Genomic DNA, 16,936 nt, shown 5'->3' with positions numbered 1-16,936 from the left:
GGGCAGGGGGGCGCGGAGCCCGCCGTGCCCGTCACGATGGCCAGCGGCGAGTTCGTCAGCCACGAGCACGGGACCAGCGGCACCGCGCGTGTTCTGCGCCTCCCGGACGACTCGCTGGTTCTGCGCCTGGAGGATCTGGACACCAGCAACGGTCCGGACCTGCGCGTCTGGCTCACCGACGCCCCCGTGATCGAGGGCCGCGACGGCTGGCACGTCTTCGACGACGGCGCCTATGTGAGCCTGGGCGACCTCAAGGGCAACCAGGGCGACCAGAACTACCCGCTGCCCGCGGATCTCGACCTCGACACGTACACCAGCGTCAGCATCTGGTGCGCTCGCTTCAGTGTCTCCTTCGGCGCCGCGGAGCTCACCCGGGCCTGACCCGGTCGGTGAGCGGCACCCTGTCTGGAAACCGGCGCCTCGCAATTCCGCTGAGCCCTCGCGGTTCGTCCACCGAGGTGGACGAACCGCGAGGCATGGGATCAAGATCCACCGCGCTATCTGGTTGCAAGGGGATTGACCTGCGGCAGAGTGCCTCATACCGTTCTGCTCACTTTCACGAATGTGAAAGCCGTTCATCATTATGAACGGAGTGAGTGATGAGGCACCCGCCTTCCATCCGTGTCACCACCATATTTCTGGCCACTGGAGCGATGGTCGCCGCTCTCTCCGGCTGCGGGTCCGAGGACGACGCCGGTGGCGCCACGGAGCTGACCATCGCCGTCAACGCCGCCTCCGGTGGGAAGAACGCGGAGGAGGCCGACTGGATCGAGAACTGGGTGATTCCTCGGTTCGAGGAGCAGCAGCGGACCGAGGGCGTCGAGGTGAACGTCACCTTCGAGCCCAGCGGAGTCGACGACACCCAGTACAAGTCCCGCCTCGCGCTCGACCTCCAGTCGGGCTCCGGCCCCGACGTCTTCCAGATGGACGGCATCTGGGTCGGTGAGTTCGCCGAGGCCGGCTACGTGGCGCCGCTGAGCGAGACCGTGCCCGCCTCGGCGGACTGGGAGGGCTGGGCGCAGATCCCCGACACCGTCAAGCAGCTGGCGACGTACAACGACGAGTTGTACGGAATACCGGTGGGCACCGACGCGCGCGTCCTGTACTTCAACAAGACACTGTTCCAGGAAGCCGGGCTGCCCACCGACTGGCAGCCCACCAGCTGGGCCGACATCCTCGACGCGGCCGAGGCCCTGAGCGAGCTGGACGGGGTGACGCCGATCCAGATCAACGCCGGCACGACCATGGGTGAGGCCGTCACCATGCAGGGCGTGCTGCCGTTGCTGGCCGGCACCGGCGAGGAGATCTACGCCGACGGCCGGTGGACGGGCGCGACCGCGGGCCTCGAACAGGTTCTCGGCCTGTACCAGGACATCTACGGCGACGGGCTCGGCGACAGCGACCTCCAGCGGGAGGCGCAGGGGCGCGACAAGTCGTTCCAGCGGTTCGCGGCGGGTGAGATCGGCATCCTGGCGGAGGGCGACTACTTCTGGCGCGACGTGATCAACCCCGACACGGGCATCGCCCCGATGGCCGACCGGGACGAGAGCGTCGGCTGGGCGATGATCCCGGCGGTGGAGCCCGGTCAGGGCGTGCGCGGGCAGGACTTCGTCAGCATGTCGGGCGGCCACGTGCGGACCGTCAACCCGGCCAGCGACAACGCCGAACTGGCGTACGAGCTGCTGGGGTTCATGAACTCGCCGGAGGCGCTGACCGCGGCGATGGAGTCCGGCGTGAAGATCACCGCGCGGACCGACGTCAACGAGCAGCTGCTCGCGGACGACCCGTTCCTCGGCTGGCTGGCCGAGGAGGTCCTGCCGCTGACGTCCTACCGGCCGGCCCTCGCGGTCTACCCGCAGGTGTCGGTGCTGCTCCAGGAGGCCACCGCGGCCGTGATCGGCGGCGATGACCCGGCCGCGGCGGCCGCGGCGTACCAGGAGGACCTTGAGGAGGTCGTGGGCGGTGCCGACCACGTCACTTCCTGAGGGAGCCGGTTCCACGCTCGGCACGACCGCGGAACCGGGGAGGCGCCCGGCGACGGGCGCCTCCGCCCCGCGCCCCCCGCGGGACCGGGACTCCGCGGGCCTCGGGCGGTGGCGGGCCACCGTGTTCGTCACGCCCGCGGTGCTGCTGATCCTCGCGTTCCTGGTCTTCCCCGCGCTGTGGACGATCTACCTGGGCCTGACGGACTACCGGCTGACCGGCCTGGCCGCGGCCGATCCGCAGCTGGTGGGTCTGGACAACTACCGACAGGCGCTGGACGAGGAGGGCCTGAGCAACTCGCTGTGGCTCACCCTCCAGTACGTGCTCGGCTCGGCCGTCATCGGTCAGGCGGTGCTCGGCTTCACCATCGCCTGGCTGTTGCGCGACCGGCGGGGCCTGCTGCGCCGCCTGGTCGAGGCGCTGGTGCTGCTGGCCTGGATCCTGCCGAGCTCGGTGATCGCGTTCCTGTGGATCGCGCTGCTCGACGGGGACGACGGCACGCTCAACGCCCTGCTGGGCACGGCGGGCACGTCCTGGCTGCTCGAGCACCCGATGGCGTCGATCATCGTCTTCAACATCTGGCGTGGCACCGCGTTCTCGATGATGCTCTACGCCGCCGCGCTCGGGAACGTGCCGCCCTCCCACCTGGAGTCGGCCCGGCTGGCCGGCGCCTCCGGCTGGCAGCAGCTGCGGGACGTGGTCTTCCCCCGGATCCGCGGGCACGTCCTGACCAACCTGTTGCTGATCAGCCTGTGGACGTTCAACGACTTCACGCCGTTCCTGCTGACCGGGGGCGGGCCCGAGGACCGCACCGAGCTGATGCCGGTCTTCATCTACCGCACCGCGGTCTTCAGCGGCGAGCTGGGCTTCGGCGCGGCGATCTCCGTGCTGATGCTGCTGATCAACCTGGTGATCGCCCTGGTCTACGTGCGGCTGCTGCGGCAGCGGAAGGACACGAACGACACGAAGCAGGGGGCCTCGATATGAGTGGCACCACCTCCACGGTCCCCAGCACCGTCGGGCACCGGACGGGCGTCGCCGACGCCCGGCACGCGCTCCGCAAGATCGGGTACTACACGTTCTGCTGTCTGCTGCTCGGCTTCTTCTCGCTGCCGCTGCTGTGGATGGTGTTCGCGCCGTTCGACAGCACCCCCACGATCACCGCCTCCCTGCCGGAGTTCACGCTCGGCAATTTCCAGACGCTGCTGGACAACCCGAACGCCATGCGCTCCCTGGGGAACTCGGTGATACTGGCGGCCGGCACCGGCGGGCTGGTCGTGGTGCTGGCGGCGCTCGCCGCCTACGCCCTCAGCCGGGTGCGGATACCCGGGCGGGACGCGCTGCTGTACGCGCTGCTGCTGCTCTCGTCGATCGTCACCGGCACGGCGGCGATGGTGCCGCTGTTCAACCTGGCCTTCGAACTGCACCTCATCGACTCCCAGCTGGGCGTCATCCTGGTGCTGTCGGGCGGACTGCTGCCCAGCGCGATCTTCATCCTGAAGGACTTCATGGACGGCACCCCCCGCTCGTACGAGGAGTCCGCGCAGGTCTTCGGCGCCTCTCCGCTGCAGATCGTCCGACACCTGGTGGTGCCGCTGGTACGGCCCGGTCTGGCCACCATCGGAGTGTGGTCGGTCGCCCAGGTGTGGGGGAACTTCCTCGTGCCCTTCCTGCTGCTGCGCTCCCCGGAGAAGTCGCCGGCCGCCGTCGTGATGTACACCTTCTACACCGAGAGCGGCCAGCCCGATCTCGCGCTCATCTCCACCTTCTCCCTGCTGTACTCCCTGCCGGTGGTGCTGATGTTCCTCTTCGTCAGCTCTCGGTACGGCTTCCGGTTCCACGGAGGGATCAAACGCTGATGGCCGCCATCGAACTGACCACGCTCACCAAGGTCTATCCCGGCGGTGCCACCGCGCTGAACGGCATCGACCTCACCATCCACGACGGGGAGTTCTTCGCCCTGCTCGGCCCCTCAGGCTGCGGCAAGACGACCCTGTTGCGCACCATGGCGGGGCTTGAGACGGCCACCTCCGGCTCGATCCGGATCGGTGACAGGGACGTCACGGCCCTGCCACCGGGTCGCCGGGACGTGGCGATGGTCTTCCAGGATTACGCCCTGTTCCCGCACATGACGGTGTCCGACAACATCGCCTACCCGCTGCGGATCAAGAAGGTGCCGACCGCCGAGCGGCGCGCCAAGGCCGCCGAGACCGCCGCCGAGCTGGGGCTCGCGGACTACCTGGCGCGCCGCCCGGGGCAGCTGTCCGGCGGGCAGCAGCAGCGGGCCGCGCTGGCCCGGGCGATGGCCTGCCACCCCCAGGTGTTCCTGTTCGACGAGCCGCTGTCCAACCTGGACGCCCGGATGCGCCTCGAGGCACGCACCTTCCTGAAGCGGCTGCAGCGGGAACTGGGCGTCACCCACCGTGTTCGTCACCCACGACCAGGCGGAGGCGCTGGCCCTGGCCGACCGGATGGCGGTCATGGAACGCGGCGTGATACGGCAGCTCGGCACCCCGACCGAGGTGTACCGGCGGCCGGCGAACACGTTCGTCGCCTCGTTCATCGGCTCCACACCGATGAACCTGCTGGACGGCACCGTCCGCGACGGGGGCGTCGACGTCGGCGGCACCAGGTTGCCGGTGCCCGACGGGCTGGCCGGGCGGCTCACCGAGGGCGAGGCGGTGGTCTACGGCCTGCGGCCCGAGTACCTGCGCTTCGCGGCCGGGCCGCCGCCGTCGGGCGGCGGGGCGCTGGCGGGCGAGATCCAGGTCGTGGAGAACCTGGGCAGTGGACATCTGGTGACGCTGCAGGGCCCGGCCGGGCTTGTGCAACTCGTCGCCGACGAGGACCTCGACCTCCCCCTGGGCGCCACCGCCCACGCCGTGCCCAGGCTGGACCGGGTGCTGCTCTACCGGGACGGAGAACTCCTCACACCCGCGCCCGAGCCCGCACGCGAGACGGCCGCCTAGGGCCGTGCCGGCCAGCCGCTCGATCGCCGCCGCCCTCGCCCGCCTGGTTGGACCGTGGGCTGGATTTGGGTGGGCGGCGGGCGGCCGGTACCGTGGTGCGGTATGCCTCCGCCCGGCCAGGGCGGACGCGGACCATTCACGAGGTAAGGACCCGGAGAGCATGCCTCCCAGGAAGAAAGTCACGGGGCTGATCAAGCTCCAGATCCAGGCGGGTGCCGCCAACCCGGCGCCGCCGGTCGGCCCCGCGCTGGGTCAGCACGGCGTCAACATCATGGAGTTCTGCAAGGCCTACAACGCGGCGACCGAGTCGCAGCGCGGCTGGGTCATCCCGGTGGAGATCACGGTCTACGAGGACCGCTCCTTCACCTTCATCACCAAGACCCCGCCGGCCGCGAAGATGATCCTCAAGGCCGCCGGCGTCGAGAAGGGCTCCGGCGAGCCGCACAAGACCAAGGTCGCGAAGATCACCCGCGCCCAGGTCCGTGAGATCGCCACCACCAAGATGCCCGACCTCAACGCCAACGACCTGGACGCCGCCGAGAAGATCATCGCCGGCACCGCCCGTTCCATGGGCGTCACCGTCGAGGGCTGATCGCAGCGAACCCCAACCGTGGCAGGGCCAGGCGCTGGTCCGGACCACGACTCCGAATCGCCAGTTTGCAGGAGCAGCAGTGAAGCGCAGCAAGAATCTCCGCGGCGCCGACGCCAAGGTCGACAAGACCAGCGTCTACGCACCGCTCGACGCCGTCCGTCTCGCCAAGGAGACCTCGACGGCCAAGTTCGACGCGACCGTCGAGGTCGCCATGCGCCTGGGCGTCGACCCGCGCAAGGCCGACCAGATGGTTCGCGGCACCGTCAACCTCCCGCACGGCACCGGCAAGACCGTCCGGGTCCTGGTCTTCGCGACCGGTGACCGTGCGGCGGCGGCGGAGGCCGCCGGCGCCGACATCGTCGGTTCCGACGAGCTGATCGACCGCGTCGCCAAGGGCTTCCTCGACTTCGACGCCGTCGTCGCCTCGCCCGAGCTGATGGGCAAGGTCGGTCGCCTGGGTCGGGTGCTCGGTCCCCGCGGCCTGATGCCGAACCCGAAGACCGGCACCGTCACCCCGGACGTCGCCAAGGCCGTCACCGACATCAAGGGCGGCAAGATCGAGTTCCGGGTGGACAAGCACGCCAACCTCCACTTCATCATCGGCAAGGTGTCCTTCAGCGAGCAGCAGCTCGTGGAGAACTACGCCGCCGCGCTGGACGAGATCATGCGGCTCAAGCCGTCCGCGGCGAAGGGGCGTTACCTCAAGAAGGCCACCATCACCACCACGATGGGCCCCGGCGTGCCGGTCGACCCCAACCGCACCCGTGACCTGCTCGAGGAGGAGGGCGTCGCCGCCTGACGCGCGACACCCCGCGAGCACCACGGCGCCCGTCCCCGTTCTGTCACAGAGCGGGGGCGGGCGTTCGTCGTTGTCAGCGGCCCGGGTTAGGGTGGAGGACTGGTGTACAAGTTCACAATTCCCAGGGGGAAGCATGCGTTCCATACACCGAGCCGCACTGAGCGCCGCCGCGGTGGTGCTGGTCGGCGCGACGGCGGCCTGTGGCGGTTCGGACGAGGGCGACGAGGGCGCCTTCGGCGGCGAGCGCGGCGGCGAGGCCACCTCGGGCGACGCGTTCACCGCGGTGCAGGCTGCCGCCGAGTCCACCACCGAGGTCACCTCCGCCGGCTTCACGGCGACGACGTCCGGGCCCGCGGCGGCCGGTGGTGCCGTCGAGATGTCGGGCGTCATGTCCTGGGGCGACGATCTGGTCATGGACGCCACGGTGAGCGGCGAGGCCCTCCAGATGGACCCGGAATCCCCCTCGGAGATGCGCATGATAATGCTCGGCGACGTCATGTACATGAATATGGGCGAGTCCTTCGCGGCCGAGTTCTACGGCCGCGAGTGGATGATGATGGACATGGGCGCCCTCGCCGAGGAGTCGGGCGACCCGACCCTCGCGCAGGCCATGGACCTGGGGCTCAGCGAGTCCAACCAGGACCCGGCGTCGCAGATGGCGCTGCTGCTCCAGTCGCCCGACATCGAGTCGGTCGGCGAGGAGGAGATCGACGGCGTCACCACCGAGCACTACCAGGGCACCGTCTCCGTCGAGGACGCCCTCCAGAACAACGGCGCCGGAGACCTGTTCACCGAGGAGGAGCTCCAGCAGCTCACCGACTCGATGGAGCAGCAGGGCATCGAGTCCTACGACATCGACGTCTGGGTGGACGAGAACGACTTCCCGATCCAGATCCGCCAGGCGTTCGAGTCCACGATGGGCCCCGTCACCACCGAGGTGCGCTACACGGACCTGGGCGCTGACGTTGACGTGGCGGCCCCCGAGGAGGGCTCCTACGTGGACTTCATGGAGCTGATGGAGAGCATGGGCGCCACCCCAGGCGACATCTGATCTCCGATCCGCACCACCGCCGTTCGGCGCCGGGCACCGGATTTGCCTGGCGCCGATCCGTTCGCGTACATTGCTGCGGTAGCCAAAGACCGCTGGTCGCCGCCTGGTCCCGTGAGGGTCCTGGTGGCCGAAGGATCCGCCGAGTGCGGACGGCCTGCGCAGGTGATCGTGTGCGACGTGGTGGACCCCAGGTCCCCTTTCTACGCCCTGAGCGCCTGCGCCGGGGCGCTTTCTGTTTGGGGCGCTGTCCGTTTCTGCGTGACCCTTCCTTCCGTGCGGTTTTCATCACCCGGCTAAGAAATCCCGGCAAAACCCGGAAGGAGGGCCGAGGTTATGGCGACCAACGACAAGGCGGCTGCCGTCGCGGAGCTTCAGGAGAAGTTCAAGAACTCCAACGCGGCCGTCGTCACCGCGTACACCGGTCTCACCGTCGCCCAGCTCAAGACGCTGCGCCGGTCGCTCGGTGAGAACGCTCAGTACAGCGTGGCGAAGAACACGCTGTCCAAGATCGCGGCCAAGGAGGCCGGGGTCAACGGACTCGACGAGTACTTCAAGGGCTCCACGGCCGTCGCCTTCGTGACCGGTGACCCGGTCGCCACGGCGAAGGGCCTGCGCGACTTCGCCAAGGAGAACCCGGCGCTCGTCATCAAGGGCGGCTTCATCGACGGCAAGTCGCTGACCGCCGACGAGGTCAACAGGCTCGCGGACATCGAGTCCCGCGAGGTGCTGCTCGCCAAGCTGGCGGGTGCGCTGCAGGCGACCACGGCCAAGGCCGCGGCGACCTTCCAGGCCCCGCTCACGAAGTTCGTCCGCACCGCGGACGCGCTGCGCGCCAAGGTCGAGCAGGAAGGTGCCGGCGAGCCGGCTCCCGCCGAGTAGGCATCCGCCCACTCACGTCACACATCCGGTTTCACCCGGCACCCAGCCGACTTAGCAGGAAGGACCGCCATCATGGCGAAGCTGACCCAGGACGAGCTGCTCGAGCAGTTCGCCGAGATGACCATCCTCGAGCTCTCGGACTTCGTGAAGAAGTTCGAGGAGAAGTTCGACGTCGAGGCCGCCGCCCCGGTCGCCGTGGCCGCCGCCGCCCCGGGTGGCGCGGGTGCCGCCGCCGAGGCCGAGCCCGAGAAGGACGAGTTCGACGTCATCCTCACCGGCGCCGGCGACAAGAAGATCCAGGTCATCAAGGTCGTGCGCGAGCTGACCTCGCTGGGCCTGAAGGAGGCCAAGGAGCTCGTCGACGGCGCTCCGAAGCCGGTCGTCGAGAAGGTCAACAAGGAGGCCGCCGACAAGGCCAAGGAGGCCCTCGAGGGCGCCGGCGCCAGCGTCGAGGTCAAGTGATCCCTGTCTCTCGCGGAGAGACGCTCTGACCGCCGTCCACGGCGGTCACCACGGGGCGATCACCCATCAGGGTGGTCGCCCCGCGGCTTTATGTCGGCCGCCTGCTTGCCCTGACGCGGGCGACGGGTATGGTGATCTTCGGCCGTCGACGGGGACCGGGTGGTCGCCTCGGGCCTTGACGAACCGCGGCGGGCGCGCGATTCTCAGGTCGCGTCGCCAGATAGGTCCATGATCCGAGGCATGGATCCGGGCGCACGCGGGAAACATCCGGCAGACGGGTCCGCACCCGGCGACCGAGGCGGTCGGGAGCGGGTCGGGCTGAGCGAACACCGAGGGTGGCTCCTCGATGGTTGATAGTGGCATTGGACATCAGTGGGTCATGTGGCTACACTGACCCTTTGCGCTGCCTAGCTTCTCTCTGCCCGTCACCAGGGGGGCGGGCAAGCGCGCAGAGAGTCCGAGCCCTCGGAAGGACCCCCTCTTGGCCGCCTCGCGCAACGCCTCGACCAACAGTACGAACAACGGCGCCAGCACCGCACCGCTGCGCGTCTCCTTTGCGAAGATCAAGGAACCGCTCGAGGTTCCGAATCTCCTTGCGCTGCAGACCGAGAGTTTTGACTGGCTCCTCGGTAACGACGCCTGGAAAGCCCGCGTCGAGGCCGCGCTTGACAGTGGACAGGACGTTCCGACGAAGTCGGGTCTGGAGGAGATCTTCGAGGAGATCTCCCCGATCGAGGACTTCTCGGGCTCGATGTCCCTGACCTTCCGTGACCACCGCTTCGAGCCGCCGAAGAACTCGATCGACGAGTGCAAGGAGCGCGACTTCACGTACGCCGCGCCGCTCTTCGTCACCGCCGAGTTCACCAACAACGAGACCGGTGAGATCAAGTCCCAGACGGTCTTCATGGGCGACTTCCCGCTCATGACCGACAAGGGCACCTTCTGCATCAACGGCACCGAGCGAGTCGTGGTCACGCAGCTCGTCCGCTCGCCGGGCGCCTACTTCGACAGCACGATCGACAAGACCTCCGACAAGGACCTGTTCTCCGCCAAGATCATCCCGTCCCGGGGTGCCTGGCTGGAGATGGAGATCGACAAGCGCGACATGGTCGGCGTGCGCATCGACCGCAAGCGCAAGCAGTCCGTGACCGTGCTGCTCAAGGCCCTCGGCTGGACCTCGGACCAGATCCTCGAGGAGTTCGGCGAGTACGAGTCGATGCGGGCCACCCTGGAGAAGGACCACACCCAGGGCCAGGACGACGCGCTGCTCGACATCTACCGCAAGCTCCGTCCGGGCGAGCCGCCGACCCGTGAGGCCGCGCAGACCCTGCTGGAGAACCTGTACTTCAACCCCAAGCGGTACGACCTGGCCAAGGTCGGCCGGTACAAGATCAACAAGAAGCTCGGCGGGGACGAGCCGCTGGACGCCGGCGTGCTCACCGTCGAGGACATCGTCAACACGATCAAGTACCTGGTCAGGCTGCACGCCGGCGAGACCGAGACCACCACGCCGAGCGGCCGGACCATCGTCGTCGAGACGGACGACATCGACCACTTCGGCAACCGCCGCCTGCGCAACGTCGGCGAGCTCATCCAGAACCAGGTCCGCACCGGTCTGGCCAGGATGGAGCGCGTCGTCCGCGAGCGCATGACCACCCAGGACGTCGAGGCGATCACGCCGCAGACCCTGATCAACATCCGGCCGGTCGTCGCCTCCATCAAGGAGTTCTTCGGCACCAGCCAGCTGTCCCAGTTCATGGACCAGACCAACCCGCTCTCCGGCCTGACGCACAAGCGCCGGCTGAACGCGCTCGGCCCCGGTGGTCTGAGCCGTGAGCGGGCCGGCCTCGAGGTTCGTGACGTGCACCCGTCGCACTACGGGCGGATGTGTCCGATCGAGACCCCGGAGGGCCCGAACATCGGTCTGATCGGTTCGCTCGCCGCCTTCGGCCGGGTGAACGCGTTCGGTTTCGTGGAGACCCCGTACCGCAAGGTGACCGACGGTGTCGTCACCGACGAGGTGCACTACCTGACCGCGGACGAGGAGGACCGGTTCGTCATCGCGCAGGCCAACGCGCCGCTGACCCCGGAGTACCAGTTCGCCGAGGGGCGCGTCCTGGTCCGCAGGAAGGGCGGCGAGGTCGACTACGTCGCCGGCAACGAGGTCGACTACATGGACGTCTCACCGCGCCAGATGGTGTCGGTCGCGACCGCCATGATCCCCTTCCTCGAGCACGACGACGCCAACCGCGCCCTCATGGGTTCGAACATGATGCGCCAGGCCGTGCCGCTGATCCAGGCGGAGTCCCCGCTGGTCGGCACCGGCATGGAGTACCGCTCCGCGGTCGACGCGGGCGACGTGATCAAGGCCGAGCAGGACGGCGTCATCAGCGACGTCTCGGCCGACTACATCACCATCGCCAACGACGACGGCACCCACGTCACCCACCGGCTCGCCAAGTTCCACCGCTCGAACCAGGGCACCTCCTACAACCAGAAGGTCCTGGTCGAGGAGAACGAGCGGGTGGTCGCCGGACAGGTCATCGCCGACGGCCCCTCCACCCAGCGCGGCGAGATGGCGCTCGGCAAGAACCTGCTGGTCGCCTTCATGCCGTGGGAGGGCTACAACTACGAGGACGCGATCATCCTCTCCCAGCGTCTGGTGCAGGACGACGTCCTCTCCTCGATCCACATCGAGGAGCACGAGGTCGACGCCCGCGACACCAAGCTGGGCCCCGAGGAGATCACCCGGGACATCCCGAACGTCTCCGAGGAGGTCCTGGCCGACCTGGACGACCGCGGCATCATCCGCATCGGCGCCGAGGTCGAGGCCGGCGACATCCTGGTCGGCAAGGTCACCCCGAAGGGCGAGACCGAGCTCACCCCCGAGGAGCGGCTGCTCCGCGCGATCTTCGGTGAGAAGGCGCGTGAGGTCCGCGACACCTCGCTGAAGGTGCCGCACGGCGAGACCGGCAAGGTCATCGGCGTGCGCGTCTTCGACCGCGAGGAGGGCGACGAGCTGCCCCCGGGCGTGAACCAGCTGGTCCGCGTCTACGTGGCGCAGAAGCGCAAGATCACCGACGGCGACAAGCTGGCCGGCCGGCACGGCAACAAGGGCGTGATCTCCAAGATCCTGCCCGTCGAGGACATGCCGTTCCTGGAGGACGGCACCCCGGTCGACATCATCCTCAACCCGCTGGGCGTCCCCTCCCGGATGAACCCGGGCCAGGTCCTGGAGATCCACCTGGGCTGGCTGGCCTCCCAGGGCTGGAAGGTCGAGGGTGACGACGCGGAGTGGAAGCGGCGGCTCGCCGCCATCGGCGCCGACGACGTCGCGCCCGGCACCAACGTCGCCACCCCGGTGTTCGACGGTGCTCGCGAGGACGAGATGGTCGGTCTCTTCGAGTCCACCATCCCCAACCGCGACGGCGACCGCCTGGTGCTCCCCACCGGCAAGGCGCGGATGTTCGACGGCCGCTCCGGCGAGCCGTTCCCCGACCCGATCTCGGTCGGCTACATGTACATCCTCAAGCTGCACCACCTCGTCGACGACAAGCTGCACGCCCGCTCGACCGGTCCTTACTCGATGATCACCCAGCAGCCGCTGGGTGGTAAGGCCCAGTTCGGCGGCCAGCGCTTCGGCGAGATGGAGGTGTGGGCGCTGGAGGCGTACGGCGCCGCCTACGCCCTCCAGGAGCTGCTGACCATCAAGTCCGACGACGTCACCGGCCGCGTGAAGGTCTACGAGGCCATCGTCAAGGGCGAGAACATCCCGGAGCCCGGCATCCCGGAGTCCTTCAAGGTCCTCATCAAGGAGATGCAGTCGCTCTGCCTCAACGTGGAGGTGCTGTCCTCGGACGGCATGTCCATCGAGATGCGCGACACCGACGAGGACGTCTTCCGCGCCGCGGAAGAGCTGGGTATCGACCTGTCCCGGCGCGAGCCGAGCAGCGTCGAAGAGGTCTGACGGGTCGGGCCGGCGGAGCGCGCGCACGCGCCTCCGCCGGCCGCCCCGAGACCCCGATCAGACCATTGATGACACGACACTGAGAGGGATTGACGAGAGTGCTCGACGTCAACTTCTTCGACGAACTGCGGATTGGCCTGGCGACCGCCGACGACATCCGTCAGTGGTCACACGGCGAGGTCAAGAAGCCGGAGACCATCAACTACCGCACCCTCAAGCCCGAGAAGGACGGCCTCTTCTGCGAGAAGATCTTCGGCCCCACCCGGGACTGGGAGTGCTACTGCGGCAAGTACAAGCGCGTCCGCTTCAAGGGCATCATCTGTGAGCGCTGTGGCGTCGAGGTGACCCGCGCCAAGGTGCGGCGCGAGCGGATGGGCCACATCGAGCTGGCCGCGCCCGTGACCCACATCTGGTACTTCAAGGGTGTGCCGTCCCGGCTCGGCTACCTGCTCGACCTGGCCCCCAAGGACCTGGAGAAGGTCATCTACTTCGCCGCGTACATGATCACGTACGTGGACGAGGAGCGTCGCACCCGCGACCTGCCGTCGCTCGAGGCGCACATCTCCGTCGAGCGCCAGCAGATCGAGCAGCGCCGCGACGCCGACCTGGAGGCCAGGGCCAAGAAGCAGGAGGCCGACCTGGCCGAGCTCGAGGCCGAGGGCGCCAAGGCCGACGCCCGCCGCAAGGTACGCGAGGGCGCTGAGCGTGAGATGAAGCAGCTCCGCGACCGCGCGCAGCGCGAGCTCGACCGCCTCGAAGAGGTGTGGAACCGCTTCAAGAACCTCAAGGTCCAGGACCTGGAGGGCGACGAGCTGCTCTACCGCGAGCTTCGGGACCGCTTCGGCACCTACTTCGACGGCTCGATGGGCGCCGCCGCGCTGCAGAAGCGTCTTGAGACCTTCGACCTGGACGAGGAGGCCGAGCGCCTCCGCGAGATCATCCGCACCGGCAAGGGCCAGAAGAAGACCCGCGCCCTCAAGCGGCTCAAGGTGGTCTCCGCGTTCCTGCAGACCTCCAACAGCCCCAAGGGCATGGTCCTCGACTGCGTCCCGGTGATTCCGCCGGACCTGCGGCCGATGGTGCAGCTGGACGGTGGCCGCTTCGCGACCTCCGACCTGAACGACCTGTACCGCCGGGTCATCAACCGGAACAACCGCCTCAAGCGGCTGCTCGACCTGGGCGCGCCCGAGATCATCGTCAACAACGAGAAGCGGATGCTCCAGGAGGCCGTCGACGCGCTGTTCGACAACGGCCGCCGCGGTCGTCCGGTCACCGGCCCGGGCAACCGGCCGCTGAAGTCGCTGTCCGACATGCTCAAGGGCAAGCAGGGCCGCTTCCGGCAGAACCTGCTCGGCAAGCGCGTCGACTACTCGGCCCGCTCCGTCATCGTCGTCGGCCCGCAGCTCAAGCTGCACCAGTGCGGCCTGCCCAAGGCCATGGCGCTGGAGCTGTTCAAGCCGTTCGTGATGAAGCGGCTCGTGGATCTCAACCACGCGCAGAACATCAAGTCGGCCAAGCGCATGGTCGAGCGCCAGCGCACCGTCGTGTACGACGTCCTCGAAGAGGTCATCGCCGAGCACCCGGTGCTGCTGAACCGCGCCCCGACCCTGCACCGGCTCGGCATCCAGGCCTTCGAGCCGCAGCTGGTTGAGGGCAAGGCCATCCAGATCCACCCGCTGGTCTGCACCGCGTTCAACGCGGACTTCGACGGCGACCAGATGGCCGTGCACCTGCCGCTGTCCGCCGAGGCGCAGGCCGAGGCCCGCATCCTGATGCTGTCCTCGAACAACATCCTGAAGCCGGCCGACGGCCGCCCGGTGACCATGCCCACCCAGGACATGGTGCTCGGTCTGTTCTTCCTCACCACCGACGAGGAGGAGCGGGAGGTCCGTGGCGAGGGCCGGTCGTTCTCCTCGACCGCCGAGGCGATCATGGCGTTCGACGCCGGCGAGCTCTCGCTCCAGGCGAAGATCGACATCCGCTTCCCGGTGGGCACCGTCCCGCCGCGGGACTGGGTCGCGCCGGAGCCGGCCGAGGGCGAGCCCGAGTACCAGTCGGGCGACAGCTTCCGGCTGCGCACCACGCTGGGTCGCGCGCTCTTCAACGAGCTGCTGCCCGAGGACTACCCGTTCGTCGACCAGTCCGTGGGCAAGAAGCAGCTCTCCCAGATCGTCAACGACCTGGCCGAGCGGTACCCCAAGGTCGTGGTCGCCGCCGCGCTGGACAACCTCAAGTCCGCCGGTTACTACTGGGCCACCAGGTCCGGCGTCACCGTCGCGGTCTCGGACATCGTCGTGCCCGAGGCCAAGAAGCAGATCGTGGGCGACTACGAGGCGCAGGACGAGAAGGTCCAGAAGCAGTACGAGCGCGGCCTGATCACCAAGGACGAGCGGACGCAGGAGCTCATCGCCCTGTGGACCAAGGCGACCAACGAGGTCGCCACCGCGATGAACGACAACTTCCCGAAGACGAACCCGATCTTCATGATGGTCGACTCCGGGGCCCGCGGAAACATGATGCAGATGCGTCAGATCGCGGGTATGCGCGGCCTGGTCTCCAACGCGAAGAACGAGACCATCCCGCGGCCGATCAAGGCGTCGTTCCGCGAGGGCCTGTCCGTGCTCGAGTACTTCATCTCCACGCACGGTGCCCGTAAGGGTCTGGCCGACACCGCCCTGCGGACCGCCGACTCGGGTTACCTCACCCGGCGTCTGGTGGACGTCTCGCAGGACGTGATCATCCGCGAGGAGGACTGCGGCACCGACCGCGGCCTCAAGCTGGCGATCGCGTCCAGGGGCGCGGACGGTGTGCTGCGCAAGGCGGAGAACGTCGAGAGCAGCGTGTACGCCCGCTGCCTGGCCGAGGACATCGTCGTCGACGGCAAGGTGCTGGCCCCGGCCGGCACCGACCTGGGCGACGTGCTCATCGACGAGCTGGTCAACCACGGCGTGGAGACGGTCAAGACCCGCTCCGTGCTGACCTGCGAGTCCGCCGTCGGCACCTGCGCCATGTGCTACGGCCGCTCGCTGGCCACCGGCAAGCTGGTCGACATCGGCGAGGCGGTCGGCATCATCGCCGCCCAGTCGATCGGTGAGCCCGGCACCCAGCTGACCATGCGTACCTTCCACACCGGCGGTGTCGCCGGTGAGGACATCACGCAGGGTCTGCCGCGTGTGGTCGAGCTCTTCGAGGCCAGGACCCCGAAGGGTGTCGCGCCGATCTCCGAGTCGGCCGGCCGGGTGCGGATCGAGGAGACCGAGAAGACCAAGAAGGTCGTGGTCACCCCGGACGACGGCTCGGACGAGACCTCCTACGGGGTCTCCAAGCGCGCCAGGCTGCTGGTGGGCGAGGGCGACCAGGTCACGGTGGGCCAGCCGCTGACCGTCGGCGCGGCCAACCCGCACGACGTGCTGCGGATCCTGGGCCAGCGTGCCGTCCAGGTCTACCTGGTGGGCGAGGTCCAGAAGGTCTACAACTCGCAGGGTGTGGCCATCCACGACAAGCACATCGAGATCATCGTCCGGCAGATGCTGCGCCGGGTGACGATCATCGAGTCCGGCGACGCGGAGCTGCTGCCGGGCGAGCTGGTCGAGCGCTCGAAGTTCGAGTCCGAGAACCGGCGGGTCGTGGCCGAGGGCGGTCACCCGGCCTCGGGTCGTCCGCAGCTGATGGGTATCACCAAGGCGTCGCTGGCCACCGAGTCGTGGCTGTCGGCGGCGTCCTTCCAGGAGACGACGCGGGTGCTCACCGACGCGGCGATCAACGCCAAGTCGGACTCGCTGATCGGCCTCAAGGAGAACGTGATCATCGGCAAGCTGATCCCGGCCGGCACGGGCCTGTCCCGCTACCGGAACATCCGGGTCGAGCCGACGGAGGAGGCGAAGGCGGCGATGTACTCGGCGGTCGGCTACGACGACATCGACTACTCGCCCTTCGGCACGGGCTCCGGCCAGGCGGTTCCGCTGGAGGACTACGACTACGGTCCCTACCAGGGCTGAGTCTCACCAGTACCACCTGGGGCGGGTGGGTGGAGGGTTTTCCCCCACCCACCCGCCTTTTCGCTGCGCGCTTGGCGTCGGCCACGGTCCCGCTGCGCGCTTGGCGTAGGCCACGGCGCTGGCGCGCGGCTTGCAGGGGCCCTGACGGCGGCTTCGCCGCTCGTCGGGCCCCTGCGGCCGTGCTGGTCTGCGGCCGTGCTGGTCTGCGGCCGTGCTGGTCTGCGGCCGTGCTGGTC

General features: G+C 68.6%; 12 protein-coding genes and 1 pseudogene. All 13 read left to right on the top strand.

Annotated features, from left to right (window positions below):
* A partial coding sequence (locus E1265_RS18925; RefSeq protein WP_132931510.1) for a DM13 domain-containing protein occupies positions 1–381 on the top strand: 381 nt, incomplete at its 5' end.
* A gap of 218 nt (positions 382–599) precedes the next feature.
* Positions 600–1,985: an extracellular solute-binding protein gene (locus E1265_RS18920; RefSeq protein ID WP_132931508.1), complete on the top strand. Its 1,386-nt coding sequence runs from the start codon at positions 600–602 to the stop codon at positions 1,983–1,985.
* A gap of 121 nt (positions 1,986–2,106) precedes the next feature.
* Positions 2,107–2,970: a sugar ABC transporter permease gene (locus E1265_RS18915; RefSeq protein WP_243740933.1), complete on the top strand. Its 864-nt coding sequence runs from the start codon at positions 2,107–2,109 to the stop codon at positions 2,968–2,970.
* Complete coding sequence (locus tag E1265_RS18910; protein WP_132931504.1) at positions 2,967–3,842, top strand: carbohydrate ABC transporter permease; 876 nt, start codon at positions 2,967–2,969, stop codon at positions 3,840–3,842. The genes E1265_RS18915 and E1265_RS18910 overlap by 4 nt, the downstream gene beginning before the upstream one ends.
* Positions 3,842–4,267 (top strand): annotated as a pseudogene (locus tag E1265_RS40745) (ABC transporter ATP-binding protein); the annotation flags it as partial. The gene E1265_RS18910 and the pseudogene E1265_RS40745, both read left to right, overlap by 1 nt.
* Before the next feature lie 139 nt (positions 4,268–4,406).
* Positions 4,407–4,952, top strand: a complete 546-nt coding sequence (locus E1265_RS40740) for a TOBE domain-containing protein (RefSeq protein WP_347877217.1) — start codon at positions 4,407–4,409, stop codon at positions 4,950–4,952.
* A 160-nt stretch (positions 4,953–5,112) separates the two neighbouring features.
* Positions 5,113–5,544 (top strand): 50S ribosomal protein L11, encoded by a 432-nt coding sequence (rplK, locus tag E1265_RS18900; protein WP_113689416.1) that lies wholly within the window; start codon positions 5,113–5,115, stop codon positions 5,542–5,544.
* 79 nt (positions 5,545–5,623) lie between these two features.
* A complete protein-coding gene (rplA, locus tag E1265_RS18895; RefSeq protein WP_132931502.1) occupies positions 5,624–6,343 on the top strand; it encodes a 50S ribosomal protein L1 in 720 nt (239 codons plus the stop codon).
* A 133-nt stretch (positions 6,344–6,476) separates the two neighbouring features.
* Complete coding sequence (locus tag E1265_RS18890) at positions 6,477–7,394, top strand: hypothetical protein (RefSeq protein WP_132931500.1); 918 nt, start codon at positions 6,477–6,479, stop codon at positions 7,392–7,394.
* A 333-nt stretch (positions 7,395–7,727) separates the two neighbouring features.
* Positions 7,728–8,273, top strand: coding sequence for a 50S ribosomal protein L10 (rplJ, locus tag E1265_RS18885; RefSeq protein WP_132931498.1), 546 nt, complete (start codon positions 7,728–7,730; stop codon positions 8,271–8,273).
* Between the two features lie 72 nt (positions 8,274–8,345).
* The gene (gene rplL / locus E1265_RS18880; protein ID WP_132931497.1) at positions 8,346–8,735 is read left to right on the top strand and encodes a 50S ribosomal protein L7/L12; all 390 of its coding nucleotides are present in this window, start codon (positions 8,346–8,348) and stop codon (positions 8,733–8,735) included.
* Between the two features lie 481 nt (positions 8,736–9,216).
* Entirely contained in the window at positions 9,217–12,702 is a 3,486-nt protein-coding gene (gene rpoB / locus E1265_RS18875; protein WP_132931495.1) for a DNA-directed RNA polymerase subunit beta, read from the top strand.
* A 98-nt stretch (positions 12,703–12,800) separates the two neighbouring features.
* Positions 12,801–16,700 (top strand): DNA-directed RNA polymerase subunit beta', encoded by a 3,900-nt coding sequence (locus E1265_RS18870; protein WP_132931493.1) that lies wholly within the window; start codon positions 12,801–12,803, stop codon positions 16,698–16,700.
* Positions 16,701–16,936 lie beyond the last annotated feature (236 nt).

Origin of the sequence: Streptomyces sp. 8K308, from assembly GCF_004348315.1 — a bacterium.
Lineage (GTDB): Bacteria > Actinomycetota > Actinomycetes > Streptomycetales > Streptomycetaceae > Streptomyces.
Note: the sequence above shows the minus strand (reverse complement) of the source record. Positions and strands in the feature narration are given on the sequence as shown.

Coding starts and splice junctions, on each gene's coding strand:
- E1265_RS18920 (WP_132931508.1), top strand. CDS start 600: ATGAGGCACCCGCCTTCCATCCGTGTCACCACCATATTTCTGGCCACT.
- E1265_RS18910 (WP_132931504.1), top strand. CDS start 2,967: ATGAGTGGCACCACCTCCACGGTCCCCAGCACCGTCGGGCACCGGACG.
- rplK (WP_113689416.1), top strand. CDS start 5,113: ATGCCTCCCAGGAAGAAAGTCACGGGGCTGATCAAGCTCCAGATCCAG.
- E1265_RS18890 (WP_132931500.1), top strand. CDS start 6,477: ATGCGTTCCATACACCGAGCCGCACTGAGCGCCGCCGCGGTGGTGCTG.
- rplJ (WP_132931498.1), top strand. CDS start 7,728: ATGGCGACCAACGACAAGGCGGCTGCCGTCGCGGAGCTTCAGGAGAAG.
- rplL (WP_132931497.1), top strand. CDS start 8,346: ATGGCGAAGCTGACCCAGGACGAGCTGCTCGAGCAGTTCGCCGAGATG.